The organism is Thermostichus sp. OS-CIW-33, from assembly GCF_054059615.1.
Genome location: NZ_JBSSCH010000005.1, coordinates 1 through 24,457, shown reverse-complemented (window position 1 = coordinate 24,457; position 24,457 = coordinate 1). Strand labels below are relative to the sequence as shown.

The window sequence follows — 24,457 nt, the reverse complement described above, 5'->3', positions numbered from 1 at the left end:
CAAGCACTTTTGCCCCCAAGCTGAGGTTGTGGGCAGGTGAAGGCTGGGTTAGGGTTGGTTTAACGGCTCTGACCCCTGCGCCCAGGTTCCCCACGGCCTTTTCACAGAGCTTGCTGAGAAGGCTAAAATTTCATTACAGTTTTTCCTGCTTTTGCCCCATTTCTGCGGTTTTGCGTTCCTTAGACTTCTTGTTGACCCTGCCGAAGGAGGGATCGTCGTGGCTACGGAGACTCTGGTCAAGCCTTCTGTAACCCCAAAGCACATGCCCATGTACCGGGTGTTGCTGCACAACGACGATGTCAACACCATGGAGTACGTGGTGCAGGTGCTGGTCAAGGTGATCCCATCCATGATGCCGCCGCAAGCCACCGAGATCATGCTAGAGGCCCACAACAACGGTGTTGCTGTGGTGATCGTGGTGCCGCGGGAGCACGCGGAGTTTTACTGTGAGCAGTTGCGTCAGCACGGCCTCACCAGCTCCATTGAGCCGGAACGCTAGGCGGGGCGGGTTGGATGGGCCTGCCGATCTCCAAGCTGAGGGCTTGTCCATTTCTGCTGCGTCTGCTGCTTTTCTTGGCGATCCCGCTCTTGGCCTGGCTGCCGTTGCTCGGGCTGGGGGGGTGGTTTTTTCCGGAAGCGCGAGCCTACCTGTGGCTGCCCCTGTATGCCTTGCTGCTGGTCTGGCTGGGGCTGTGGGGATCTGGATTTGCTGCCTATGGGCTAGATAGCAGTTGGGCCTGTCGGGGCGGGATCCTCTGGGGCCTGGGGATAGGTGTGGGCGGGCTTTTCCTGCTGTTTGGCCTGGAGGGATCCCTGGGTTGGCTGAGTTGGAGGGCGGTAGGAGGGGGATCCCTGCTGGTCTATGGGTTGCTGGGGTTGCTTTTGGGCTTGGGGGTGGCGCTGGCGGAGGAGCTGTTTTTTCGCGGCTGGCTGCTGCAGGAGATGCTGCTGGACTACGGTTGCAGCACTGCGGTGTGGGGATCCAGCTTCCTCTTTGCTGTGGCCCATTTCCTCAAGCCTTGGCCGGAAATTCTGGCCACTTGGCCGCAATTGCCGGGGCTGTGGCTAATGGGACTGCTGCTGGTGCAGGCAAGGACTTGGAACCAAAACAAGCTGGGCTTAAGCCTGGGGCTGCACGCCGGTTGGGTCTGGGGCATGGCCTGGGTCAACAACTTGGCCTGGATAGACTACACCGGCAGGGCGCCAGCGTGGCTAACGGGGATTGGTGGCAACCCCTTGGCGGGCCTGATGGGCTTGCTTTTTCTAGGAGGGACTTTCGCATTTCTCAACGGCCTGGCTCAAGCTGGCTGGCTACCGGCAGACCTGGAAAAGCGTTGATTGAGCTGATCGATAAAGAATAACCTACTCTCCCCAAGGCCCTTCCTCGTAGTAGGCGGTCACCTGCTCCTTGGGCGGCTGGGTAAGCAAGCTTACGCCAATTAACACCCCACTGCCGATCACCACTGCCGGGATTACAGGTAACCAGCCCCCTGTCCAAGCCCGCGGCAACAGACCCGACAGCCAACCTAAAGTCAGGCCACTGGAGACGAGGGCCCCGGCTACAGCCCCAGCGCGGGTAGCCCGCTTCCAGTACAGGCCGGCAATTAAGACAGGGAACAGCATGGCGTTGCCCTGAAAGCTCCAGGTGGCAATCTCCACAATCAGCCCCGGCGGGTTAAGAGCAATCACAAAGGAAGCTAGGCCGATCCCCAGCACCACCCAGCGGCCTAGCAACTCTTCTTGGTGGGGGGAAAGCTGGCGTCTAAAGAGGGTCACTACCAGATCCCGCGTTACCAACGAGCTGGCCGTAAGGAGCTGTGAGTCTGCCGTGGACATGAGGGCGGCCAGAGCTGCTGTAATCACCACCGCTGCCACACCGCCGGGCAGAGTTTGCAACATCAGGGGCATGATCTGGTCCGCTTTCTCCAGGCCGGGAAAAGCCAGGCGGCCCCAAACCCCAAGAAGAGCTGCCGGGAAAAAGACCAGCAGAATCAGCAGCGGCCAGACTACCATCAGGGTCTTGAAGGGATGAGCACTCCTGGCCATGTAAAAGCGCTGGAAAAATTGTGGGAAAAGGGGAGTGGCCATGAAAAACAGCAGTTGATTGCCGAGTAACCCTTGCCAGCTCCAGCGTCCTTGGGGGCCGGGCAAGCTCAGCCAGGGATCCAGTTCGCTACCCGCTTCTCTCCCTAGGGAGAAAGCCACTGCAACAAAGGCCACCCCCATCCCCAGAATCAAGATGATCCCCTGCACCACATCCGTCCAGACCACCGCCTGGGATCCTCCAAAGAGCACATACCCCAGGATCACCAAGGCCACCACCACTGCCAAGGGCCAGTAGGGGATCCCCTCCCCCAAGACAGCCGCTAGGGTTCGGGCCCCGCCAATGATCTGGATGCTGATGTAGGGGGCTGTAAACACCAAAGCGCTCAGGCAATACAACAACGCCAACAGGGGGCTTTGAAAACGATGGCCGAAGAACTCCGAAGGGGTGATGAAGCCAAAGTGTTGGGCTGCTAGCCATACCCGGTAGCCCACCCACAAAAACAGCCCCGAAATGAGGGCGGTGGTCACCCCCACCCCCAGGAAGATTCCCAGGCCGTGGGTATAGGCATCTGCCGGCACCCCAATGAAGGTAAAGGCACTGAGCAGCGTCGCCAGCGTCGTCAAGGTTAGAGCCAGGGATCCCAGACCCCGCCCCGCCAAAAAGTAGCTAACCGGATCCCGACCGCTGTGGCGATAGCTCCAGAAGCCAATGGCCGCCAGCAGCAGCAAGTACACCCCCACCACACCCAAACTTAAAATGCTGTCAGTCATCTCCAGGCCAGCAAACGCGCACAATGTAAAGATTCAAGGGCACCAGCAGCAGCACGGCCAGCCCTGCCCCCCAGTACCAAGCAGGGATCCCCAATACCTGCGGCTGGGCAGAGCGGATCCCTGCCCAGGTCAACAGCCACAGCAGGGGATAGGCCCCCCACACCCAAGCTTGGCGCATCCGCCCAAACCGCAGCTGCCTTGATCCTTGAAGGTTACCGGCGGGATCCAACCCTGACATCTGCCCATCTCCTGCTTTTTTGCCAAGCGTTCCTTTTGCCAATCATTTAAGATACAGCCACTGTTGCGCAGAGCTGAAATTGTCTTTCTCCACTTCCCCTTCAGATCCTGTTGGCAAGAGGGAGCCTTCCCGTGGGCCAAAGCGCGGAGAACCAGAGCGGCCTTATTGGCTGGCTTGGGCGCAAGTCAAGGGGATTGGCCCCCACCGCCTGAAACGGCTGGCGGAGTTTTTCGGATCCCTGGAGCGGGCTTGGCAAGCGGATGCCCCGGCCCTGCGGCAGGTGGAAGGCATTGGCCCCACCCTGGCCCAGGCTATTGTCTCTGCCCGTCCTGGCCTTGATCCCGAGCAGATCCTGGAGGAAACCCTCAAAGCGGGGATCCCCTTTCTCACGCCTGCAGATCCGGACTATCCGCCGCTGCTGTGGGAGGTGCCAGATCCCCCGCCCATTCTCTATGCCCTAGGAGAATGTCCCAATTGGCAACAGCCGGCTATTGCCATCGTCGGCACCCGCGCCCCTACGGCCTACGGTCGACAGTGGACCCAGAAAGTCAGCGCTGCCCTGGCGGAAGCTGGCTGTGTGGTGGTCTCGGGGCTGGCAACGGGGATCGACGGCATTGCCCACCAGGCCTGTCTGGATGCCGGCGGCAAGACGGTGGCCGTGGTGGGAACGGGGGTGGACAAAGTTTACCCAGCTCACCATCAAGCTCTCTACCGGCGCATCCTGGCCCAAGGGGCCATCCTCAGCGAATATCCCCCCGGCACACCGCCGGCCAAGGAGCATTTTCCCCAGCGCAACCGCATCATTGCCGGCCTCTGTCGCGCCACTTTGGTGATGGAGGCTCCGGAAACCTCGGGAGCGCTAATTACTGCTCACCTGGCCAACCACTACGGTCGGGAAGTGTATGCCCTGCCGGGGAACATCGACACGGCAGCAGCCCGCGGCTGCCTGCAGCTCATCCGCGACGGCGCCGGCATGATCCTGGGGATCGAGGAGCTGTTGAAAGACTTGGGCCTCCTCCAGGGATCCCCTGTGCTAAAGCAGCCCTCGTCCACTGGCCCCAGCGATCCCCAACAGCAACTGCTCTGGCAGCTGCTAGGGGAGGGCATCCTCAGCCTCGATGCCCTGGCCCAGGCTAGCCAGATGGATATTGCCACCCTTTCCAGTACCCTGCTGCTTATGGAATTGGAAGGCTGGCTGGTACAACTGCCGGGGATGCGCTACCAGCGGGCTCGCTGAGGCTGGATCCCTGCACTGCTTCTCCGATAGGAGCACGGCAAGCGGGATCCTCGTGGCGGGGGTTGTTCACATAGGTGCTGACCGGATAAGCCGCCATGGCTTCTGCTGGGTAGGGGCGGAGCAAGGGCAAAAGCAGCTTGGGATCCTGCACCTGGGGATCCAGCCAAAGGTCGTAGTCGTTTTCCGTCAAAATCACGGGCATCCGCTCGTGAAAAAGCCGCATCAGGCGGTTGGCAGCGGTGTTGAGGATGGCACAGGTTTCCACCTCCACCCCCTCTGGGCTGCGCCAGCGTTCCCAAATGCCGGCAAAGGCAAATACCGGTCGATCCAGCAGGTGAAACCAGTAGGGTTGTCTGCCCTTCTTGGCCGTACCTGAGTCGGCCCACTCGTAGAAACCATCGGCCGGGATCAGGCAGCGACGACGGCGGAAAGCTTCGCGGAAAGAAGGCTTCTCGGCCACCGTTTCAGAACGAGCATTGATCAACCCGGCCTTGGCGGCTTGGCTCCAAGCGGGGATCAGGCCCCAGCGAAAATGGGTTGCCTTGCGCTGAAGGGATCCCGCCACCACCGCCAGCACCGGCTGAGAAGGGGCGATGTTGTACCGGGAGACAACTGCCCTTTCTTGGGCTGCCACCGGCAAGCCGAAATGCTGCCTCAGCACTTCTGGGGCCACTCCCAGGCTAAACCGTCCACACATGTTTGTCTCCCAGTCGCTCACCCCAAATGGCCTGCCGACAGGATCCCCTAAACCTTGGTGGAAATGCCCAGCAGTTGCAAGATCCCGCGCAGGGGAATCTCCACCCACTCGGGGCGGTGGTTCAACTCATAGCCCAGCTCGTAAATGGCTTTTTCCAGCAGATAGGCGTCCAACAACACCTCTATCTCTTGCAGGCTGCGGGGCAAAAAAGCCGCTTGGGAAGCCACCTGCAGATATTCGGCCAAAAAGCCCGCGCAGACCCAGCGGTGCCAAAACTGGGCCCACCGCATCATGTCGGGGCAGTGGTCGGCGCAGACCAAGCCGCTCTCCAGTTGCTGGCGCAAAGCTGTGTGGACAGCATAGTGGAAGGATCGCAGCATCCCCGCCACATCCCGTAAGGGGCAACGCTTGAGACGCCGTTCGCCCAAAGAGCGGGCCGGCTCCCCTTCAAAGTCGATGATGACAAAGTCTTTGCCGGTAAACAGCACCTGGCCCAGGTGATAATCCCCGTGGCAGCGGGTACGCAGGGCGGTGATCTTCCGCTCCAGGATCAGGCGGAAGCGGCTCATGATTTCCCCTTCTTGGTCGCAAACAGCCCGAGCCAAGTTGGCCTCTGCTTCCGGCAGCTTGGGGAGCTGCTTATAAGGACTCCGTCCCGCTGACGCGAACAGCAGCGGAAACACCTGCCCCACCAAGTTGCGCATGGACTGGTAAACGGAGCGCTGGTACAGGCTGGAGAAAGGCTCTGGGGCAAAGTCTTTGTTCTCCGTATCGGCAGCCAGGGCGATGTGCAGCTCGGCGGTGCGCTTGGCCAAGATCCGCACCGATTCTAGGTAGCTGCCGATGGTGGCGTAGGCCAGCTCCGGCAAGGGCTGTTGGGAAAGCTCCAAGAAGGATCCCTGCGGCACGGGCACGGGATCCACCTCTTGGTAGTGAACCAGCACCGCCTCAAAAAATTGCCCCAGGCTGTCCAGGGTGTAGTGCCAGGCATCTCCCTCGTTGGGGATGTACTCCTGCAAAATGGCCAGGGTAATGGGCTGATCGGCGGGATCAAACCCACGGGCCCCGCGACGACGGCGATACTCCAGGGATCCCAGCAGCCGTGGCACGCGCACCTGGGGATGGTGCTCCAGCAGGTAGCGGCCTATCTCCAGCTCTGGGTTTACCCCCTCGGCCACCCGGTGGTAGAGCTTGAGGAGGTAGTGGTTGCCATAGACAACGGAGGTGTAGCTCTGCTCCGCCTTGAGGAGGCGGGGTTCCAGGTCATGCTCAAGGGCAGCAAAGCTAGTGGCCCAGAGCTCTCCCTGACGGTGACGCAGGCGGCCCTGCTGGGCAATTAGCTGCAGCAGCCGCAGCAAGAAGCTTTTGTCAGCCAGAGCGTTGAAAATTACTCCCGCCGGCCCTCCGGCCACTTGCACAGGGAGGATGACCGCCTGGGGCATCTCTAGGCGCAGGTGTACGGCTGCTTCTTGGGTGGCATAGCCCACAGGGAGAGAGTAGAGCTGCGTATCGCCCTCGATAAACTCGGCCTGGAGAAGCAAGATCTGGCTGCCCAGCAAGGACTCCTCTTCTCGGCGGCAGGGGATAGCCTGCAGGATATGGATCGCCTGGAGCTGGCGGTTTTGGGAGCCAAACCAACGACAGCGGTAGAGGTAGTCCGCCAAGACTGCCTCCAGCTGCTTTTGGCTTTCCCCTTGCAAGAGACTGTCCCAACTACCACTTTGAACAACCAGAGGACTACCACTTTGAACAACCAGAGGGACCAGGCGTTCCTGCTCCTCCGCTTTGCTGGGGCTGAGGTGGATGGTCTCCGTTTTGGGCTCAAGGGAAAACCAGTAAAAGGAATGGGGGCCTAGCGTTAGGAAATAGGGCAGTCGCCCAATATGGGGAAACTCGGTGTGGCCAAAGATCTCCACCGGGATCAATCCTTCCCACGGCGATAGATCCAGCCCCACCCACTGGGCGTAGCGGGAGAGGTTGGCCACCACCAAGATGCGCTCATCGCCAAAGGCTCGCATAAAGGCAAGCACCTTGCGATTTTCCGGGTGGAGCAGCTCAAAGGAGCCGCGGCCAAAAGCTTGGAATCGCTTGCGCACGGCGATGAGCCGCTTCATGGTCCACCACAGGGAATGGGGGTTGTTTCGCTGCGCCTCCACATTGACAGCTTCGTAGTGGTACTCGGCGTCGATGACGATGGGCAGGTAGAGCTTCTGGGGGTTGGCCCGCGAAAAGCCGGCGTTGCGGTCGGCGCTCCACTGCATGGGGGTGCGCACGCTGTTGCGATCCCCCAGGTAGATGTTGTCCCCCATGCCGATCTCGTCCCCGTAGTAGATGACCGGCGTGCCGGGCAGAGAAAACAGCAGGCTGTTCATCAGCTCGATGCGGCGGCGGCTGTTGCCCAGCAGGGGGGCCAAGCGGCGGCGGATCCCCAGGTTCACCCGCGCGTTGGGATCCTTGGCGTACACCTGGTACATGTAGTCCCGCTCCTCGTCAGTGACCATCTCCAGGGTGAGCTCGTCGTGGTTGCGCAGGAAGAGGGCCCACTGGCAGGTTTCAGGAATGGGAGGGGTTTGTTGCAGGATGTCAATGATGGGGAAGCGATCCTCCATCTGGATGGCCATAAACAGCCGTGGCATGAGGGGAAAGTGGAACTCCATGTGGCACTCGTCCCCATCGCCGAAGTAGGCCACAGCATCTTCTGGCCACTGGTTGGCCTCCGCCAGCAGCATGCGGCCAGGATACCTTTGGTCAATGTGTCGGCGCAGAGCCTTGAGAAAGGCATGGGTCTCCGGTAGGCTCTCGCAGGTGGTGCCCTCCCGCTCGTAGAGATAAGGCACCGCGTCCAGCCGCATGCCGTCTACCCCCAAGCTCAGCCAAAAGTCCACCACCTCGAACATGGCTTTTTGTACGGCGGGGTTGTCGTAGTTGAGATCTGGCTGGTGGGAGTAAAAGCGGTGCCAGTAGTAGGCCTTGGCCGCTGAATCCCAGGTCCAGTTGGAGGCTTCAAAGTCTTGAAAGATAATGCGGGCCTCTTTGTACTTTTCGGGGGTATCGCTCCAAACGTAAAAGTCCCGCTCGGGGGTGCCGGGGGCAGCTCGTCTGGCCCGCTGAAACCAGGGGTGCTGATCCGAAGTGTGGTTGAGGATGAGCTCAATGATGACGCGGATCCCCCGCTTATGGGCAGCCTCCAGAAAGATCTTGAAGTCTTCTAGGGTGCCCAAGTCAGGGTGAACACTGGTAAAGTCAGAAACGTCGTAGCCGTCATCTTTTAAAGGCGAGGGGAAAAACGGCAGCAGCCAGACGGCTGTAATCCCCAGTTCTTGCAAGTAGTCCAGCTTTTCGGTCAGGCCCTGGAAGTCGCCCACGCCATCGCCGTCGCTGTCGAAAAAGGCCCGTACCGGCAGCTCGTAGATGATTGCATCTTTGTACCAAAGGGGGTCGTGGGTGAGGGGGGAGATGAGGCTGCGCAGAGGGGCTCGGATCATCATGTCGGTCATGTCGGCAACAGAGACAGGATTGGGACACCTTGGCAACCCTAGCCGTTGAATGGGGATCCCCTCAATAGGCTATAGCCTTCTCTTGGGTGCCAGGGATCCCCAGGGTCAGTGCGGGCTTTCTCGGGCTCAGGCAATGCCACTCCGCTTCTGGGCTTCCTTGCGGGAGACGGCCACGTGGCGCAGGCCGGCCCGGAGCAGCTCCTGCTCGATCAAGGCAAAAAACCGCTGCCGATCCCCGCTTCTCACCACCGCCAAATGATGGGCTTCCGCCAAGGCGATGGGGTAGCCAAAGCCCTTGTGCACTTGGCTCAGCACCCCTGCCAGAGCCCGCTGCAGCAACTCCGCATCCTGGACCACCCAAGCGGGAAACTCCAGGCGAGCAATTTCGGCTTGGCCCAGGGATCCCTCGCCAACATTGAGGTAACAACAGTGGACGTGGTGTTCCCCGAAGGCGTCCAACACGCTGGCGCCGCTGCGCCAAAGGGGGCTGCGCTCTCCCGGCTGCAGCAGGGATCCCCAAAAGACGCGGTCTGCCAGGGGGGCGAAGGGATGGCAGGGAGGAGACTTCTCGCCGGGACAGTAGCGGTAGCAGTCACAGCCCAGGTACGGGCACAGCCCCAAGCGCAGGTAGTTGAGGGTTTCGCTGCTGCGGGAGGCGCTGATGTAGCCCACGAGAGGAATGCGGGCCGCCCGCAACTGCTCCAAGGTCGCCAGAATGGGATCCAACCAGGGGCGCCGGGCCGACTGGGGCAGAGGCTCCAGTCCCCAAGGGATTAGGGATCCATCCAGGAGCGCCAGCGTGGTGCGGCGACGGGGCACCGACAGGGCCAAACGAGCCAGCTCCTCCAGTTCCGCTTGGGAGCGTCGTAAGGCCAGTATCTCTTCCAGCCCCAACGAGGACTCCGTGCCGCTGGTAGGATTGCGTTCACCTGGAGCGCGCTGCGGGCGAGAGTCTCGCCGGTTAAGGGGGGCCCTCGGCAACCCTTCTGCCCGCGGTTCCGAGAGAGGGGAGTCTGAGCGGTTTTGCTGGGCAAGGGGCCCATCTCCATACAGCAGCAGGGGCTGGCTGTCCAGGAGCGGCCACTCCTGGGTGCCGTAGTGGAGAACCACGCGCCCAACATTGATCAGCGAGCAGTAGGCAATCTCGTGGTGACTGGGCAAAATCTGGGATCCATCCGTGGCCACCACCGTGTGTCGCCCCTGCAGAGGCTCGACCTTGGGCAGGGATCCCCAGGCTTCCGGCGGCTCGGCGGGGCTGGCGCAAACAAACGACAGATGGGATCCCCACTCGGCCCAGCGGGACTGCCAAACCTGCGGCTCCTGCTGCCAGCGCTCGAAAACTTGCCAGGCTTGGCGGAGGCGTTCTTGGCTGGCTTTCGACTCCTGTTGCAGGTGCCGGGTGAACGCAGGAATTTGCCCGCTCAGCTTAACCAGATCCAACATGATGGACGCATCAGCCCTGCATGGCAATACGGCTGCCAGAAGCGGAAGAAGCCACATCTTGTCCTTCTGAGGAGTTGAGCAGCTCTTCCAGCGGAAACTCCCCGTAGACCTCGCTGCTGTTGTTGGGACTCTCCTGCAGGCGAACCCGATGCAACTGCACCCCCAGCTCCCGCAGGGGCAGAGTCAGCAGCCGCTGGATGTAGAGGGCGATGTTTTCGGCAGTAGGCACCACCTGGGCAAAGTAGGGAATGTCTTTGTTCAAAAAGGTGTGATCCAGCGGCTTCACCACCTGCTCCTCGATCAGCCGCTGCAGGGCCGCCAAGTCCACGATCATCCCCGTGCGCGGGTCGATGGATCCCTTGACGGTGATCTCCAGGCCGTAGTTGTGGCCGTGGCCGTGGGGACGGGCACAGAGGCCGTAGATGGCGCTGTTTTCTTCAAAACTCAGGTGATCCAGAGCCAAGCGGTGGGCGGCGCTGAAATGGGTGGCAACAGTCAAGTAGGCTTGCATGGCTTCTCCTCGGTATTCGGCCCAAAGCTCAGGATCTTCGTACAGACGGACGCTGGTTAGGGGCAAGGCATCGGCCAGGCGTTGCCAAATCACGTAAGCGATAAACTCGGTAGTGGGCAAGGTTTGGGCAAACTCCGGCCAAGCTTGATTTAGATAAGCAAAGTTGAGATCTTGAATCACCCGCTGCCGGATCACCTGCTTCACCTCCGAGAGGTTGAGCACCATCCCATAGTCATCCACCTCACCACTCATGCCCACCTCCAGCACATAGTTGTGGCCATGGCCGGGAAAACGGGCATTTGGGCCAAAGCGGGCTAAGTTCTCGGCTTCTGAGAGTTCGGGCAACCAGTACCGATGGCTGGCGGCAAATTGCGCACGGCGGTAGATTGTACAGATTCTGGACATGAGTGGAGAGGAGAGCATCTGCCGGGGGATCCACCCTTTAGCTTGACACACTCCCCGGCCCAGAGGGTGGAAATTCTCAGCGGCCCTCAGCCTACCCTCCCAGTGGTCTTGCCGTCATCTCTGTCCTGCGCCAGGTCAGGCACTTGCCCTGCCGACCGGGTCGGCCTGTGCATACCCTCATTTCCCAGAAAGCATTTCGAGCAAGGTTTTGGCGGCATTGTGTCCTGAGAGCCAAGCCCCCTCTACGCGCCCTCCGGCGCACCAATCGCCGGCACAAACCAAAGGCAATCCCTCAGCAGCGGAAACCGGCACACGGGTGCTTAAGCTGGCCAATCCCGTGGTTTCCAAAGGCAAAGCGTAGCGCCAACGGTGCACCTGCATCCATTGTGGCGAAGCCAACCAGGGATCCAGCCGTTGGGCTGCGTGGGCCAGCAATTCTCGACCGGCCTTTTCCAGCTCAGAGGGGCCGGCCTCCAAGTACAGAGATGACCACTCCGCCCCCCCATGCAAGACCACCACAGGCGGGAGCGGCTGCAGGCGCTTGCTGCTGTCCAGTCCCAGCCAGGCCAACATTGGATCTTCCAAGCACTTGATCCCCTTCCAAGGCGGCGTATGCTCAGAGTAGCCCGCCAAAACCGCAAGGCAGGGTTGATACTGGGCGGATTCCAGCAGAGGCAACAGGTTTTCAGCCGAAGGGATCCCTTCCCGGAGCAGGGGCAGCAACTGGGGGGCCGGAATTGTCGCCACCAGGGCAGCAGCCTCGTAGCATTGGCCGTTCTCCGCCCTCAATTGCCAGCTTGTTGCCAAAGGTTTGAGGCTGACCACACGAGTTTGGGTGTGTACCGACAGCGGGGCAGCCAAGTGTTTGGCCAGCATTGTCATGCCCTGGGGGCAAGCGTAGCGTGGTTTCTCGTCGTTGGGATCCTCTGGGCGCAGCCCTTCTCGATCCAGCACATGCAGCGAGCGCGTCCATTCCGCCAGCAGCCCCAGGCCCAGCAGCTCCTTCACCCAGCGATAAAAGCCATCCGAATCGGCAGTCAGGTATTGAGCCCCATGATCCACCGGCACCGTTTGCCCAGCATGTTCAACTCGACGGGTGGCCATGCGCCCGCCCAAGCCCGCCGATTTTTCCAGCACCAGAACCCGCAACCCTGCCCGCAGCAGTTGCCTTGCACACACCAAACCGGCCACTCCCGCCCCGATGACAATCACATCGGCGGATGTTGAGCGGGCTCCCTCGGAAGGGGTTACCGCTGCCTGGGTCTCCTCACCTAGCATACTGAGCCTGCCGGCTGTGAGCGGATCCGCACGTTCAGCTCCCCCCTCTGCCAAAGGGGTTGTTGCCTTTTTCGCCGAAGAGCTTGGCCTCCCCCTTGATGGCAGCCTTGATGATGTTGTAGGCAGCCCAGGCAACCACCAAAACAATGGGCGACAGAACGATCAGCGGACGAAGATCAATGTCCATGGTTTTCATCCCCCCCTAACATAGATTGATTTACCGACTGCTTGGAACAAGAGCCTCCAGGGTTGGCCACCGCCAGAATCCCGATGGGGTGAAACCGTTTTCGACTCTGGATCCCGCATAAGCTGAGGTGCAACTCTGGAAAGATGGCTAAGTCCAGAATAAACCCAAATGGGGATCCCTACCGGCTAGACTTTGCCCCATCTGGACTGCTGAGGCGGGAGCCAACAGGCCCACACCGAGAATCGCGTCCAGAACTAGCGTACCCAGCAGGGGCGTACAATCGACCCCGATCACCTGACTAACTGCTGCCCAAGCCCGCAACTTGGATCTTAATTCTGGGCTCTTTCTCAGTTGCTGTAGATTTTGCCCAAGGCAGCCGGCGGACGAGTGCGGCGGGCGCGGCCCTGCATTCCCGATAGAACCCCCATCGTCAACACAAAGGGCAACGCCTGGATCAACACGGGCGGCATCACATCTCCCCCTTGCAGTTGAATGGCCAGGGCGTCGGTGGCCCCAAACAACAGCGTCGCGCCCAGGATCCCGAAGGGGTGCCACTTGCCGAAGATCATCGCTGCCAAGGCGATAAGGCCCTTTCCTGCTGACATGTTGCGGACAAACTGGTTCAAAAAGCCAATGGAAAGGTAGGCCCCCGCCAGGCCCCCCAACAGGCCGGAGAGCAGCACCGCCGCGTAGCGCATACCCAGGACATCCACCCCCATGGTGGCAGCAGCCTGAGGATGCTCTCCCACCGCTCGCAGCCGCAAGCCCCAGGGTGTTTTGAACAGCAACCACCAGGAGATTGGCACCAACAGAAAGGCCAGATACACCAAGGGGCTAAACCCATGCCACAGCGGCAGCCAATTGACAATTTCTTGAGAGTTGGTGGTGTTGCCGTAGAACGATTGCAGCACCAGCGAAGGCACGCTCATGGCCAACAGGTTGATGGCAGTGCCGCTGACAATTTGATCGGCTCTGTAGCGGATGCACATCAGCGCATGCACAAAGGCAATGGCCACCCCCCCTAAGGCGCCGGCCAACAAACCCACCCAAGGGATCCAACCCACCTGAGCTGCTGGAGTCTGGGCCAGAAGGGAAGCTTCCAGGCGTTGGGTGGTTACCGCCGCCGCCAAAGCCCCAAACAAGATGATCCCCTCCAGGGCAATATTGACCACGCCGCTGCGTTCGGAGTACATGCCCCCCAAGGCCGTGAGCAACAGAGGGGTAGTGGAGCGCAGGGTAGCCGGGATCAAAGCCCAAAACAGAGTTGCCATAGTGCTCCGCAGCGCCAGCGCAAACGAGATCTCCGCTCAGAGGTACTCAAGTTGAGCGTTCATCGCAGTCCATTTCCACCTGGGCTGCCTGCAAGGGATCCGTGAAATAGCCGGGCAACAGGCCGCCTGCAGCAATGAAAAGGTGTAGGTGATCAAGTCCACTTTGGTGCTCAGCTTTACAAAAAAAGGCGAATCGGGCGAGGAGCCTAAGCCGGGCCGCAGCAACCCCACCACCACCGCCCCTGCTGCCACCGCCGCCCCCAAGGCACTCAGGGGTACGATGATCTGCCGCTGCCGCACCAAAAAAGCTTTTCCTCCCGGCAACTGCAGCCGCCCCAGCAGCAACAGCAGCAGGGCATAGGCAAAGCTGGCATAGCCAGCCAAAGAAGGGCTGAACCGCCGCAACGGCAACCGAGCCGGCGGGATCCCCTCCGCCAGGGCCGCCCTGTTCACCGCCCCCACTGCCCCATAAAACCAGAGCAAGCCCAGCCCAAATAGAACCAGACCGACCACTCCCAAGCTGTACAGCCAGCGGGCCCGCACTTGCCGCTCCTTGATCCCCAGAGCCAGACATGACAACAGCGCCAACAGCACCCAGGCCCAGCTCAACCCTGGGATCCAACCCACCGCCAAAGTCTCCGGGATCCCCAACTGCTGCGGGTCGATGAGGCCAAAGGTTCCCGCCAGCACCCCTGCTCCGCCGAACTCCCGCCTCAGCATCCACCAAGGGCAGAGCAAAAACAGCAAAACGGCAATCAGATTGGTCAGCAACAGCAGCATGGGCAGAGATTCAACAAGACCAAGGAGGGCCATCCGACAAAGATAGCAGCCAGCCCTCTTCTCAGCTCCTCAGCTCAAGACACTTCTCACGGGAAAGTGTTCCGCACCTCTGCTGCGGACAAGGCCAGTTGGATCTGTTCTGGCCTCAGGTCTCGAATCAAAGTAGTGCGCAGAGGTGCTGGGATCAAAATCGCGTGTCAGCAAATCCGCCAAAGCTGCCTGCTGCTCTGGCGTAAGCCGCCGCAGATAAAAATCCAACTGCCGGCTCACCGTGCCATTGTGAGCAAACTGGGCCAGATCCTCCACGGGCAAGGAGAACTCAATCAAACAAAGGCGGCAGAAACACCCCCAAGCGCTCTGCGCTCCACGCCCGGCCCGGCCCAGCCAAAACTGTCGCCAGTCCTAGGCCCAAGGCAAACACCCCCTGCAGCCACCGCACGGCTACAGAACCCCCTTGGAGCTAGGGATCCCTTCTTGTCGGCGGGGATCCCGTTCTACGGCCATGCGCAGGGCGCGGGCAAACGCCTTAAAACTGGCCTCGACAATATGGTGGGCATTGAGGCCGGCAGCCTGGCGAATGTGCAAAGTGAGCTGGGCGTGGTTGACCACCGCCTGATAAAACTCCCGCACCAACTGGGTTTCGTAGCGGCCAATGCGCTCCGTGGGCAGCTCCAGGCCATAGCTGAGGTGAGGACGCCCGGAGAAATCCAGCACCACCTGCACCAAAGCTTCATCCAAAGGTGCCCAAAAATGGCCGAAGCGATGAATGCCCCGCCGATCCTGCAGAGCCTGCGCCAGGGCTTGTCCCAGCGTGATGCCCACATCTTCGTTGGTGTGGTGATCGTCGATGTGCAGATCCCCTATGGCCTTGATCTGCAGGTCGATCAGCCCGTGGGTGCTGAGCTGGGCCAGCATGTGATCCAAAAAGGGGATCCCGGTGTCGATCTCGTAGTGGCCGCTGCCATCCAGGTTCAGACGAATTTGAACATCCGTTTCCCCGGTGCGACGGTGAACAAGGGCAGTTCTGGGGTGGAGCAGGCGCGAGGAGTCGATGGCAGTCATGGAAGTGGCCGAGAACGCTGTGGAGCAGCAGGTAGGCTCCAGCTCTAGAATTGCACAAGCCTGCGAGCATCGGCACCACACGGCCTAAGCAGTGAGGAGCGAGAAGAGAGGCTCTTTCCTTTCTCCGCCCTGCTCTTTTTTCCCTTGGAATTGCCGTAGAGTGCTGGAAGAGAGTGTTGAAAAGGGGGTTGCCGTTTGCAAGATTGGCAGCAGATTCAGCGCGCCCTCAAGCAACACTGGGGTTACGAGAGGCTGCGCCCACCCCAGGATCAGGTGATCCGCGCTCTGCTGGACAAGCGCGACGCGCTGGTGGTGTTGCCGACGGGGTTTGGCAAATCCCTGTGCTTTCAGCTAGTAGCCCTGCTGCAAACAGGGGTGACGCTGGTGGTCTCGCCCCTGATCGCCCTGATGGAAGACCAAGTTCAGGATCTCTGGAAACGCAAGCTGCCGGCAGCCTGTCTCCACAGCGAACTGGATCCAGCCCTGCGCAAGCGGGTGTTGAAGGCCCTTGAGGAAAACCGACTGCGCCTGCTCTATCTGGGGCCGGAGACCCTATTCAGCCCCCCCGTTTGGCAACGGCTGCAACAGCCTCAGGTGCACATCAACGGCCTGATCGTGGATGAGGCCCATACGTTGGTGCATTGGGGGGGATCCTTCCGGCCCGACTACCGCCGTCTGGGATTGCTGCGCCCGGCTCTGGCCCCGGTGAAGTCCTCCTTTCCCATTGCCGCTTTTACCGCCACGGCTGACCCCCAAACCTGCAGCCGCCTCAGCCAAATCCTGGGGCTGCGGGATCCGGAGCACATTCGCGCCGATCCCCTGCGGGCCAACCTCTCCCTCAATGTGGCGATAGCCTGGAGCCCGGCGCATCGTCGTCGCCGTCTGCTGCGATTCCTGGGCGAGAATCCCGGCTCGGGTCTGGTGTATGTGCGCACCCGGCGGGATGGGGAAGAGCTGGCCGAGTGGCTGGGCCGACAGAACCTAAAAACCGCCACCTACCATGGGGGACTGGAAGCGGGATCCCGCCGTCGGCTGGAACGGGCCTGGCTGCAGGGGGAACTGCGCTTTCTGGTCTGCACCAACGCCTTCAGCATGGGGATCAACAAGCCGGATGTGCGTTGGGTGCTGCATTTTCATCCCCCGCCCAGCTTGATGGATTATTTGCAAGAGGTGGGGCGAGGTGGTCGGGATGGTGGCCCTTGCCGGGCCCTGATGCTGCTCTCGGAGCCGACGGGCCTGCTGGATCCCAGCGATCGCCAGCGCCAGGCCTATTTCTATTCCCAGCAGGAGCGCCTTCAGGCCCAAGCACGCCACCTGCTGCAAACCTTGCCTCAGCAGGGATCCTACGCCGACCTGCCGCCTGGAGAGGTACGGGTGGCCCTGGGTCTATTGCAGGAGATGGGCTGCCTGCACTGGCCGGATCCCTTTCACTTTCAGGTGTTGCACCGCCGTTGGCAGCCTTTAAGACGAGAGGATCCCTGGCAAGGGATGGAAGCCCTCATCCACGCCCGCGGCTGTCGGTGGCAGGCGATCTTGCCCTATTTTGGCTACCCTGGGGAGCAGCCCGGCCTGCCCTGTGGCACCTGTGACCGTTGTCGGCTTTCTCGTTAGCCCTCAACAGCCCGCTGCGAGCCGCAACCGGCAGGAGTGGCTATCATGATCTGCGTTTCTGCAAAGGGAGCAGTTCCCCTTGCTGACGAACTTTCGGCTGTGCCTATGAGTGTTTCCGGATCTCCGCTTGAGGAACTGGATCGACCCTTATCCCTAGCTCGGCAGGTGGCGCAACTGTTGGTGGTGCCGGTCTCGGCCCGTCTGGGATCCCAGTCTCCTCCCCGAGAGATCCTCAAACGGCTTATCCAGGAGGTGGGGATCGGGGGCATCTGGATCACCGAAGGACACGTAGCAGAAGCCCTGTTGCGGGTGGAAGAGGTGCAGGCATGGGCTGCTCTGCCCCTTTTGGTGGCGGCAGAGGCCGGTCGTGGGCTGGCCCTACAGGGGGCTACCTCTTTTCCCCATCCCCTGGGGTTGAGCCGTCTGGGATCAGAGGCAGAACGCTGGGCGGAACAGTGGGGTCGGATTACGGCGCGGGAGGCGGCAGCCATCGGCATCAATTGGTTGCTCAGCCCGGTGGCAGAGCCGCTGGGGGAAGGGGCGCTGGCGGAGGATCCCCTGTCTGCTTTGCAACTGGCGCGAGCTTTTGTGCGCGGATGTGAGCAAGCCACCCCGGGCAGCACAGGCGGGATCCTAACCACAGCCAGCTCTTTTCCGGGCAAAGGCTGGAGGGATCCGGTTCAGGCCGGACTGAAGCCATCCCCAAAGACAACAGACACCCCCTGGTGCCCCCGATTAACCCTGACCCTAGCCCAGCTCCAAGAGGGACCTTGGCTGCCTTTTCGAGGTTTGGTGGAGCAGGTGGGGGCGATCTTGGTTTCCCACGTGGTGCTGCCGGAGTGGGATGAGCGCTGGCCTATCACCCTGCTGCCGGGGCGGCTGACCCAACTGCTGCGCCAGGAATGGGGGTTTGGTGGGCTTATCGTCGTGGATAGCCTCGATCAAGGCTTTCTGGCAGAGCTGGCCAATGCTAACGGGCCCAACTCATTGGCCGTGCGGGCTTTCCAGGCCGGTGCCGACCTAATTTTGGCCCCCCCCGATCCAACGGCATCCTTGGCAGCCGTTTTGGAAGCGGTGCAACAGGGATCCCTCAGCGCAGCCCAGCTTGCCCAGTCGGTGACGCGGGTGCTGCGGGCCAAACAGCGACTCCTACCCGCCGCCTCAGCTCTCCTCCAACAGGTGTGGCCGGCCCTGGCAGAAACCGACTTCAGCGCCCTTGGCGGATGGATGGGGGCCAGGGATCCCACAGATCCAGCCCTCAACCGTGGCTCTCCAGCCGAGCAACTGAAGCCTTTGCTGTTGGGGGATCCCATCTCCAAGGACAAGGACTCCGTTCCGCGGACGCGAACGGCGTTGGGAAAGTTGTTCAACAGGCGCTCCCACCTGACCTCTGCTCTGCACAGAGCCGCTCAGCTGGGATCCCTCTTGGCCGAGAAGGATATCGCCCCCTGTCAAGCGGCTATGGCCCGCGGTGGCGTGGAAGGAGGCCGGCCCCTCAGCCCGCCCGCAGAGCCCGGATGGTTGAACTGGATCTGGCAGGATCCCCCCTTGGGTGCTGCCGATGTGCAGTTGCAATCTCCCGCCCTGCATGTTCCGGCTGCCTTAGGCATGCTTCCTGTGCTCAGCGATGCTCTTACCCCCCTACCTTGGCTGGAAGCTGCCCTAAACAACGCCCCAGGATTCATCTTCCAAGGTTTCCTTCGGGATCCCTTGCCCAACTATGTGCTGGATTGGCTGCAACAGCATCGGGAGCGGGTGGCAGCGGTCGTCATTTATGGTAATTTATCTCTCTACCGCCGCCTGCAGGCGCACTTTCCATGGGCCAATGCCATCCACAGCCTCAACCGGGATCCCTGGGCCCAAGCGGAGGTGATGGGGCGGCTCTTTCCCAACCGTCCCCCCTCAGAGGGATCAAAGTCTCACGTGGCCCAGCCAACCATTAAGAAAAAGTAAATGCCATTACAGATTATTGGCAGGAAAGGGCTCCTGGGTTATCGTGTTGGTTGAAATGTAAAAAATGTAAAAGATTGAAACGGTTTCTCTCAGCGTTGTCTGTGCCTCCCTCCCTCTCAGACACTCCTCAATCCTGCAGCAGCCAGTCGTCAACTGGCAGTTGGGTTGAGTTTGAGCAAAAGCGACTTCAACCTCCATCCCAACGACGTTTACAACCCTTCCTCAAATCCTTGCAGCAGTTCTTTACAAGTGTCTGGTCTCAAAAAACTCGGCTGGGTCTTGCCCTCCTCAGCCTGGGGCTGGGGATATTCGCTTGGGCTTGGCTGGGTGCCGGGGCTCGTCTGGATCCCTATACCGAAGCCGTCCTCAGCTTACAGGGGCAGGTTAGCCATGGTGCATCCTTGTTTGCCCTCAACTGTGCCGCCTGTCATGGGGAAGAAGCGGATGGCCGGGTAGGGCCCAGTCTGCGGGGGGTGAGCAGCCGCCGCTCGGATCGGTTTATCATTCAGCAAGTGACCGGTGGCAAAACGCCTCCCATGCCCCAGTTCCAGCCGGATCCCCAGGAGATGGCGGATTTGCTCAGCTACTTGAAAACCCTCTGAGGCCGTTTCATGGGCCTGCCTCAGCAGCTTGCTTGCTATGCTCTCTGGCTGGCCTCCGTATTCGCTTTTGCGGAATGGTTGCGCTCCCGCCAGGTGGACGGGGAATGGGTGCGTAAGGTCATCCACATCGGCGTGGGCAATATCATTTTGTTGGCTTGGGCCTTGCAAGTGCCCCGCTGGCTGGGGGTGGGATTCTCTCTGGTGTTCGCCGGCTTGGCGCTGCTCTCCTACCGAGTGGCCATCTTGCCCAGCTTAAATGGGGTCGGTCGCCGCAGCTTTGGCACCTGTTTCTACGCCATCAGCATTGGTCTGTTGCTGTTTTGGTTTTGGCGGCCACAGCGACAGGTTTTCGCGGTGATCGGCATATTGGTGATGACGTGGGCCGACGCCCTGGCGGGCTTGGTGGGCAAAACTTGGGGCAAACACCCCTACCAACTGGGATCCATTCAAAAAAGCTGGGAGGGATCCCTGACCATGTGGGTAGTGAGCAGCTTGGTGATTGCAGCTCTGCTGCTGGGGTACTTTGGCTTCTCTCTCCCTTTGCTCGGAGTGAGCCTTTTGGTGGGAGGGATAGCTATGGGACTGGAGGTGTTCTCTTGGTGGGGGTTGGATAACCTGACCGTGCCCCTGGCCAGTGCCGGCCTCTGTTTCGTCTTGATCCAGATCCTCAATTATTTGTAACGCTTGCTACAAAACGTTCCTCTCCCGTCCCCGGCGGTATAGCGTGGAAACAGCCCTTTCTTCTTCTCCACCATGGCTGCAAGTCCTGCGCTGGCCTCTTCTGCCCCTCCCTCTCCCGCCCATATCTGTCCCCTTGCCCAGGCCTGCAGCTACCTAGATTGGGCAGCTCGCGAGCTGAAACTGGATCCCGGCTGGGTGGCAATCCTCAGCACCCCCCGTAAAGTGGTGACGGTGGCGATCCCCGTGCGGCTGGATAACGGACAAATCCAAGTGCTGGCCGGCCATCGGGTGCAGCATTGCAACGTTCTCGGCCCCTACAAAGGGGGGATCCGCTACCATCCCGCGGTCACCCTTGAAGAGGTATCGGCCTTAGCGATGCTCATGACCTGGAAATGTGCCCTTATGGGCATTCCCTACGGTGGGGCCAAAGGGGGGATCCCCCTCGATCCCAAGCGTTATTCGGTCTCGGAGCTGGAGCGCATCACCCGCCGTTACACCAGCGAGCTGATCAAGGATATCGGCCCTGCAGAGGACATTCCCGCTCCAGACATGGGAACTTCCGCCCGCGAGATGGCCTGGGTGATGGATACCTATTCCATGAATGTTGGGCATGCGGTGCCGGGAGTGGTGACGGGCAAACCTCTCTCGATTGGGGGATCCCGAGGGCGAGAACTGGCCACCGGACGGGGGGTGATGATCACGGTACGGGAAGCCTTGGCCCGACATGGTGGATCCCTGGCAGGGGCAACGGTGTTAATCCAAGGTTTTGGCAATGTGGGTGGAGCAGCGGCCAGCTTGCTGCATGAGGCGGGAGCTAAGATTGTGGCGGTTTCCGGCAGTTCTGGGGGCCTTTACAATCCTAATGGACTGGATATCCCCGCCCTCAAAGCTTACATGAAGGAACGGGGAGGTCGCATGGCGGGCTTTCCACAGGCTGAGCCCATCAGCAACGCCGACCTACTGGTGCAAAAAGCGGACGTGTTGATCCCTGCCGCTCTGGAAAATCAAATTGCCGAAGCCAATGCCCACCAAATTCAAGCCCGGATTGTGGCAGAAGCTGCCAACGGGCCAACCACCCTTGCCGCCGACCGGATTTTGGAATCGCGAGGGATCCAGGTATTGCCGGATATTCTGACCAATGCCGGTGGGGTAGTGGTGAGCTATCTGGAGTGGGTGCAGGGACTCTCTTACGTCTTCTGGGATGAGGAGCGGGTCAATCAAGAGATGGAAGGTCTGATGGTACGTGCCTTTGAACGGGTGGTGCAGGAGGCAGAACGGCGGCAAGTGTCGCTGCGACTGGCTGCCTACACCCTGGGGGTAGGCCGAGTGGCGCAAGCCCTACAGGATCGCGGCCTTTACCCGTAGACGCTCCCCCACCTGGAGACCGGGAACTCTTGGCTCAACAAGCCCACTTGCCAGGGTTCGGCTGCCCAAACTCCGCTGGAGGTAGTCCTTTTCTCAAGCCCGACGGCGTTCTTGCTCCTGCTTTTCCTGCTGCTGCCATTGCTTGAGCAGCTCTTTTGCCGCCTGCGGGGTAAAGTAGTCCAGCTCCATCAGCTTACGGTAGGTCAGAATTTGTCGCATCTCCAGGGGCATATCTGCTTTTTGGTAGAAGTAGCGAATGCGATTGATGTTTTGCTCCATTTCTGTAAACTCTTGCTCCCGCTTGATCTGCCTTTCCTGCTTGAGCACTTCATGGGGAGCGGACAGGCGGCTGTAGTTGGGGATCCGTTGCGTGCCTGTGGTTTTGCTGGCAGCAGGCAGACGGTGGCCTCCGGTTTGTCGGCTGTTGGCCTTGTTGGAATTGAAGAAGAAAGAGAGCATCGGCAAACCTCACACAAACAGATAGACGGCCAGATAGACGGCGGCAGCTTAACGCCAAGTCAACAATATCAAGTTTAGGTGAAGAAGCCTGTGATCCCGATCCTTCTTGGAAAAACCCGTACTTCCGGCGCGGCGCTGTATCTCTCTGCTTTTCCCACCCCCGCGGATGGTCAAGGAAAAGCTGGGGTTTGGCCTCAAGCCAATCTATTCATGAGTCCAGCCTACCGTGTTTACACGGAAAATGACTGAGATCACGTCCGAGAGTACAAGGTATTTAAGTATCTTCACGTCCTTTTGTTCGGGATCCCTGTATCGGATGTACTTTCCCGCAGGCCGCTACAGGTGGGATTCATCTCCGCTCAGCAGCCAAGTGACCGATACCCCCAACGCCTTGGCAAAGGCCACCAGTTCTTTGTCAATGACGCGCCGTTTTCCCTTTTCCACCTGGCCAATTTTGACGTAGTCCAACTGCACACCGTACTTGGCCAAGCGACCCGCCAGTTGATCTTGGGTGAGTTGCAGCTTCTCCCGTACCCAGCGCACCCGTTCCCCAATCAAGTTGGCCGATGGATGGTGCCGGTCGTTAGACTCCATAGGAGCAGAAAGCCGTAAATATTCTTTTCCAGACTGAGGAAGTTGAGGGATCCTCACATGGTAGCCTGAGCTGGCAAGGTTCCCTTTTCCTGGGATCCCACCCGGCAGCCGTTGAGCTGACTGGCTCAGGAACAATCTTATCTCAAGGTCTAGATCGAAAATCGCTTACCGCTTTTTGCCGGGCAACCCCTTGCCTACAAGGACTTGACGGACGGGATCCCTGCTGTTCCCGCATCCAAGCGGAAAAATCTCCGGACAAAAAAGAGGGGCATGATCGATTTTCGCTCGCAGCAGCAGCAGAAACCTTTTTAGACTGGGAGATGAAGTTCTCTCCTCACCTGGCCGTGGTTTTTTCTCGTCCTCATCCTGAACACTCTGCCTCTTCGCCTCAGGAGTTCGACGATCTCTGGTTCGACCCTGAGTCTGCCCCCCAAGATGCTCTTGCAGAAGTTGATCCAGAGCCGGTTGCCGGCGGATCCCGGTTGAATGAAGACGCTGTCGATCACTACCTGAATACCATCGGTCGCGTGCCCCGCATCGATCACGCTGAGGAAATCGAGCTGTCGCGCAAAATTCAGCAAAAGCTCCTCATCGATCAAGCCCGGCAGGAATGGCGGCAACAGCGGGGGGAGGATCCCAGTGACGAGGCTTTGGCCGAGGCCCTGCAGATTTCCGTATCCACCCTTCGCTCCCGCATCCGACAAGGGGAGCAGGCTCAGCGCAAGCTGATCAACGCCAACCTGCGCCTGGTGGTCAGCGTTGCCAAGAAATACCTCAATCGGGGGGTGCCCTTTTTGGATCTGATCCAAGAGGGCAATATCGGGTTAATTCGGGCCACCGAAAAATTCAATGCCGAACGGGGGTTTCGCTTCAGCACCTACGCCCATTGGTGGATTCGCCAAGGCATTACCCGCTGCATTGCCAACCAAGCGCGGACGATTCGCCTGCCGGTACACATGGTCGACAAAGTACGCCTGCTCAAGCGCACCAACCGCGAGCTGATGAAGCTGCAGGGGAGGCGGCCCACCGAAGCGGAGCTGGCAGAAGCCTTGGGCATTAAAGTCAAGAAACTGCGCATGATCCAACAGGCTGCTGCTTTGCCCCTGTCGCTGGATGTGCCGGTCGGCCAAGAAGGAGAAAGCCGCCTTGGAGATTTGCTGCAAGATGAGCGGCAAGAGCAGCCCTTTCAAGGGATCCTCGTGCAATCGATGCAGCAGGATGTGCGTTCTGCCATGCAAACCCTGAAGCCGATTGAGAGGCAAGTGCTGGAGTTGCGCTATGGGTTAGACGGGCAACAGGCGAGAACCCTGCGGGAGGTGGGGGATCACTTCAACCTAACGCGGGAACGGATTCGTCAGATCGAGCGGGATGCCCTGCGCAAGTTGCGGGTGGGATATTCTTCGCGGGCTTTGGCTCAGTACATTCGCTAGTGGCTACAGGCCTGGCAGACCGATTTCCGGGCCAGCTTCTGCCCAGGGATAGCCTTTTTTCAATCTTCTTGGGTTGAACACCATAGCCCCTTGCAGCGGCGATGATAAGGATCCCTTATCCCCTGAGCCTATTGGGGCTGATGACCCCCCGGCTACCTCATCTTCACGACCAGAGCCAGTGGGAAGGACTTTGGCAGCTAACCTCTTTGGTCGTTGAGGAGTTGGCTGATCGGTTTCCTCTGGCGCTCAGCTAGAAATCGCAGGAGCCCCGCACTGTACCCGTAGGGTCAGTGCCGGGAGGAATGCGCTTTGATGAAGTACAATGAACTTATGAGCCAA

General features: G+C 60.2%; 23 protein-coding genes. 9 read left to right on the top strand and 14 right to left on the bottom strand.

Annotated features, from left to right (window positions below; all coding sequences use genetic code 11):
• Positions 1–217 precede the first annotated feature (217 nt).
• On the top strand, positions 218–499 hold the full coding sequence (clpS, locus tag ACVWZG_RS04935) for an ATP-dependent Clp protease adapter ClpS (RefSeq protein WP_414333897.1): 282 nt from the start codon (positions 218–220) through the stop codon (positions 497–499).
• A 14-nt stretch (positions 500–513) separates the two neighbouring features.
• On the top strand, positions 514–1,338 hold the full coding sequence (locus ACVWZG_RS04930) for a CPBP family intramembrane glutamic endopeptidase (protein WP_457405203.1): 825 nt from the start codon (positions 514–516) through the stop codon (positions 1,336–1,338).
• Positions 1,339–1,362: 24 nt separating this feature from the next.
• Here ACVWZG_RS04930 and ACVWZG_RS04925 read toward each other — a convergent pair whose 3' ends face one another.
• Both ACVWZG_RS04925 and ACVWZG_RS04920 read right to left on the bottom strand, forming a co-directional pair.
• Entirely contained in the window at positions 1,363–2,817 is a 1,455-nt protein-coding gene (locus ACVWZG_RS04925) for a sodium:solute symporter family protein (RefSeq protein WP_457405201.1), read from the bottom strand.
• Positions 2,810–2,995, bottom strand: a complete 186-nt coding sequence (locus tag ACVWZG_RS04920) for a hypothetical protein (RefSeq protein WP_457384116.1) — start codon at positions 2,993–2,995, stop codon at positions 2,810–2,812. Before ACVWZG_RS04920 ends, ACVWZG_RS04925 begins: the two co-directional genes overlap by 8 nt.
• A gap of 139 nt (positions 2,996–3,134) precedes the next feature.
• On the opposite strand from ACVWZG_RS04920, the gene dprA reads away from it, so the two are divergent.
• Entirely contained in the window at positions 3,135–4,292 is a 1,158-nt protein-coding gene (dprA, locus tag ACVWZG_RS04915; RefSeq protein WP_457393726.1) for a DNA-processing protein DprA, read from the top strand.
• Here the strand turns inward: dprA and ACVWZG_RS04910 are convergent.
• From ACVWZG_RS04910 to hisB, 10 genes are all read right to left on the bottom strand, one after another.
• On the bottom strand, positions 4,231–4,989 hold the full coding sequence (locus ACVWZG_RS04910; RefSeq protein ID WP_457405199.1) for an SOS response-associated peptidase: 759 nt from the start codon (positions 4,987–4,989) through the stop codon (positions 4,231–4,233). The genes dprA and ACVWZG_RS04910 overlap by 62 nt on opposite strands.
• Positions 4,990–5,036: 47 nt before the next feature.
• Positions 5,037–8,474 carry a maltose alpha-D-glucosyltransferase gene (gene treS, locus ACVWZG_RS04905; RefSeq protein ID WP_457405376.1) on the bottom strand — a complete coding sequence of 1,146 codons (3,438 nt, stop codon included), beginning with the start codon at positions 8,472–8,474 and terminating at the stop codon, positions 5,037–5,039.
• A gap of 138 nt (positions 8,475–8,612) precedes the next feature.
• The gene (locus tag ACVWZG_RS04900; protein WP_414350687.1) at positions 8,613–9,929 is read right to left on the bottom strand and encodes a DNA double-strand break repair nuclease NurA; all 1,317 of its coding nucleotides are present in this window, start codon (positions 9,927–9,929) and stop codon (positions 8,613–8,615) included.
• A 10-nt stretch (positions 9,930–9,939) separates the two neighbouring features.
• Positions 9,940–10,845: a 6-carboxytetrahydropterin synthase gene (locus ACVWZG_RS04895; protein WP_011432318.1), complete on the bottom strand. Its 906-nt coding sequence runs from the start codon at positions 10,843–10,845 to the stop codon at positions 9,940–9,942.
• Positions 10,846–11,022: 177 nt separating this feature from the next.
• The gene (locus tag ACVWZG_RS04890; RefSeq protein WP_457405197.1) at positions 11,023–12,123 is read right to left on the bottom strand and encodes an NAD(P)/FAD-dependent oxidoreductase; all 1,101 of its coding nucleotides are present in this window, start codon (positions 12,121–12,123) and stop codon (positions 11,023–11,025) included.
• A gap of 34 nt (positions 12,124–12,157) precedes the next feature.
• Positions 12,158–12,310, bottom strand: a complete 153-nt coding sequence (locus ACVWZG_RS04885) for a photosystem II protein Y (protein ID WP_457387433.1) — start codon at positions 12,308–12,310, stop codon at positions 12,158–12,160.
• 347 nt (positions 12,311–12,657) lie between these two features.
• Entirely contained in the window at positions 12,658–13,581 is a 924-nt protein-coding gene (locus ACVWZG_RS04880; protein WP_457405195.1) for an ABC transporter permease, read from the bottom strand.
• Positions 13,582–13,617: 36 nt separating this feature from the next.
• Entirely contained in the window at positions 13,618–14,361 is a 744-nt protein-coding gene (locus tag ACVWZG_RS04875) for a hypothetical protein (protein ID WP_457415271.1), read from the bottom strand.
• A gap of 69 nt (positions 14,362–14,430) precedes the next feature.
• The gene (locus tag ACVWZG_RS04870; RefSeq protein ID WP_414407962.1) at positions 14,431–14,667 is read right to left on the bottom strand and encodes an alpha/beta hydrolase; all 237 of its coding nucleotides are present in this window, start codon (positions 14,665–14,667) and stop codon (positions 14,431–14,433) included.
• 135 nt (positions 14,668–14,802) lie between these two features.
• Positions 14,803–15,423 (bottom strand): imidazoleglycerol-phosphate dehydratase HisB, encoded by a 621-nt coding sequence (gene hisB, locus ACVWZG_RS04865; protein ID WP_414357444.1) that lies wholly within the window; start codon positions 15,421–15,423, stop codon positions 14,803–14,805.
• Positions 15,424–15,618: 195 nt separating this feature from the next.
• Between hisB and ACVWZG_RS04860 the strand changes: the two genes are divergently transcribed.
• The 5 genes from ACVWZG_RS04860 to ACVWZG_RS04840 all read left to right on the top strand — a co-directional run bounded on the left by ACVWZG_RS04860 (position 15,619) and on the right by ACVWZG_RS04840 (position 21,635).
• Positions 15,619–17,034 carry a RecQ family ATP-dependent DNA helicase gene (locus ACVWZG_RS04860; RefSeq protein ID WP_457405191.1) on the top strand — a complete coding sequence of 472 codons (1,416 nt, stop codon included), beginning with the start codon at positions 15,619–15,621 and terminating at the stop codon, positions 17,032–17,034.
• Positions 17,035–17,139: 105 nt separating this feature from the next.
• Positions 17,140–18,987, top strand: coding sequence for a glycoside hydrolase family 3 N-terminal domain-containing protein (locus ACVWZG_RS04855; RefSeq protein ID WP_457405189.1), 1,848 nt, complete (start codon positions 17,140–17,142; stop codon positions 18,985–18,987).
• Between the two features lie 230 nt (positions 18,988–19,217).
• Positions 19,218–19,589: a c-type cytochrome gene (locus ACVWZG_RS04850; protein ID WP_414357447.1), complete on the top strand. Its 372-nt coding sequence runs from the start codon at positions 19,218–19,220 to the stop codon at positions 19,587–19,589.
• Positions 19,590–19,598: 9 nt separating this feature from the next.
• On the top strand, positions 19,599–20,270 hold the full coding sequence (locus tag ACVWZG_RS04845) for a diacylglycerol/polyprenol kinase family protein (RefSeq protein ID WP_414374204.1): 672 nt from the start codon (positions 19,599–19,601) through the stop codon (positions 20,268–20,270).
• Positions 20,271–20,342: 72 nt separating this feature from the next.
• Positions 20,343–21,635 carry a Glu/Leu/Phe/Val family dehydrogenase gene (locus ACVWZG_RS04840; protein WP_414417620.1) on the top strand — a complete coding sequence of 431 codons (1,293 nt, stop codon included), beginning with the start codon at positions 20,343–20,345 and terminating at the stop codon, positions 21,633–21,635.
• A 93-nt stretch (positions 21,636–21,728) separates the two neighbouring features.
• On the opposite strand, the gene ACVWZG_RS04835 is transcribed toward ACVWZG_RS04840, so the two are convergent.
• Both ACVWZG_RS04835 and ACVWZG_RS04830 read right to left on the bottom strand, forming a co-directional pair.
• Positions 21,729–22,094 carry a hypothetical protein gene (locus ACVWZG_RS04835; RefSeq protein WP_414374207.1) on the bottom strand — a complete coding sequence of 122 codons (366 nt, stop codon included), beginning with the start codon at positions 22,092–22,094 and terminating at the stop codon, positions 21,729–21,731.
• Between the two features lie 336 nt (positions 22,095–22,430).
• Positions 22,431–22,688: a helix-turn-helix domain-containing protein gene (locus ACVWZG_RS04830; protein WP_041436246.1), complete on the bottom strand. Its 258-nt coding sequence runs from the start codon at positions 22,686–22,688 to the stop codon at positions 22,431–22,433.
• A gap of 320 nt (positions 22,689–23,008) precedes the next feature.
• On the opposite strand from ACVWZG_RS04830, the gene ACVWZG_RS04825 reads away from it, so the two are divergent.
• Complete coding sequence (locus ACVWZG_RS04825) at positions 23,009–24,118, top strand: RpoD/SigA family RNA polymerase sigma factor (RefSeq protein ID WP_414407919.1); 1,110 nt, start codon at positions 23,009–23,011, stop codon at positions 24,116–24,118.
• Positions 24,119–24,457: the final 339 nt, after the last annotated feature.

Excerpts from the sequence above, each read along its gene's own strand:
- ACVWZG_RS04900 (WP_414350687.1), bottom strand. The coding sequence starts at position 9,929 with ATGTTGGATCTGGTTAAGCTGAGCGGGCAAATTCCTGCGTTCACCCGG.
- ACVWZG_RS04825 (WP_414407919.1), top strand. The coding sequence starts at position 23,009 with ATGAAGTTCTCTCCTCACCTGGCCGTGGTTTTTTCTCGTCCTCATCCT.
- ACVWZG_RS04920 (WP_457384116.1), bottom strand. The coding sequence starts at position 2,995 with ATGCGCCAAGCTTGGGTGTGGGGGGCCTATCCCCTGCTGTGGCTGTTG.
- ACVWZG_RS04880 (WP_457405195.1), bottom strand. The coding sequence starts at position 13,581 with ATGGCAACTCTGTTTTGGGCTTTGATCCCGGCTACCCTGCGCTCCACT.
- ACVWZG_RS04830 (WP_041436246.1), bottom strand. The coding sequence starts at position 22,688 with ATGGAGTCTAACGACCGGCACCATCCATCGGCCAACTTGATTGGGGAA.
- ACVWZG_RS04845 (WP_414374204.1), top strand. The coding sequence starts at position 19,599 with ATGGGCCTGCCTCAGCAGCTTGCTTGCTATGCTCTCTGGCTGGCCTCC.
- ACVWZG_RS04895 (WP_011432318.1), bottom strand. The coding sequence starts at position 10,845 with ATGTCCAGAATCTGTACAATCTACCGCCGTGCGCAATTTGCCGCCAGC.
- ACVWZG_RS04925 (WP_457405201.1), bottom strand. The coding sequence starts at position 2,817 with ATGACTGACAGCATTTTAAGTTTGGGTGTGGTGGGGGTGTACTTGCTG.
- treS (WP_457405376.1), bottom strand. The coding sequence starts at position 8,474 with ATGATCCGAGCCCCTCTGCGCAGCCTCATCTCCCCCCTCACCCACGAC.
- ACVWZG_RS04875 (WP_457415271.1), bottom strand. The coding sequence starts at position 14,361 with ATGCTGCTGTTGCTGACCAATCTGATTGCCGTTTTGCTGTTTTTGCTC.
- ACVWZG_RS04890 (WP_457405197.1), bottom strand. The coding sequence starts at position 12,123 with ATGCTAGGTGAGGAGACCCAGGCAGCGGTAACCCCTTCCGAGGGAGCC.
- hisB (WP_414357444.1), bottom strand. The coding sequence starts at position 15,423 with ATGACTGCCATCGACTCCTCGCGCCTGCTCCACCCCAGAACTGCCCTT.
- ACVWZG_RS04840 (WP_414417620.1), top strand. The coding sequence starts at position 20,343 with ATGGCTGCAAGTCCTGCGCTGGCCTCTTCTGCCCCTCCCTCTCCCGCC.
- ACVWZG_RS04885 (WP_457387433.1), bottom strand. The coding sequence starts at position 12,310 with ATGGACATTGATCTTCGTCCGCTGATCGTTCTGTCGCCCATTGTTTTG.
- ACVWZG_RS04835 (WP_414374207.1), bottom strand. The coding sequence starts at position 22,094 with ATGCTCTCTTTCTTCTTCAATTCCAACAAGGCCAACAGCCGACAAACC.
- ACVWZG_RS04930 (WP_457405203.1), top strand. The coding sequence starts at position 514 with ATGGGCCTGCCGATCTCCAAGCTGAGGGCTTGTCCATTTCTGCTGCGT.
- ACVWZG_RS04855 (WP_457405189.1), top strand. The coding sequence starts at position 17,140 with ATGAGTGTTTCCGGATCTCCGCTTGAGGAACTGGATCGACCCTTATCC.
- ACVWZG_RS04910 (WP_457405199.1), bottom strand. The coding sequence starts at position 4,989 with ATGTGTGGACGGTTTAGCCTGGGAGTGGCCCCAGAAGTGCTGAGGCAG.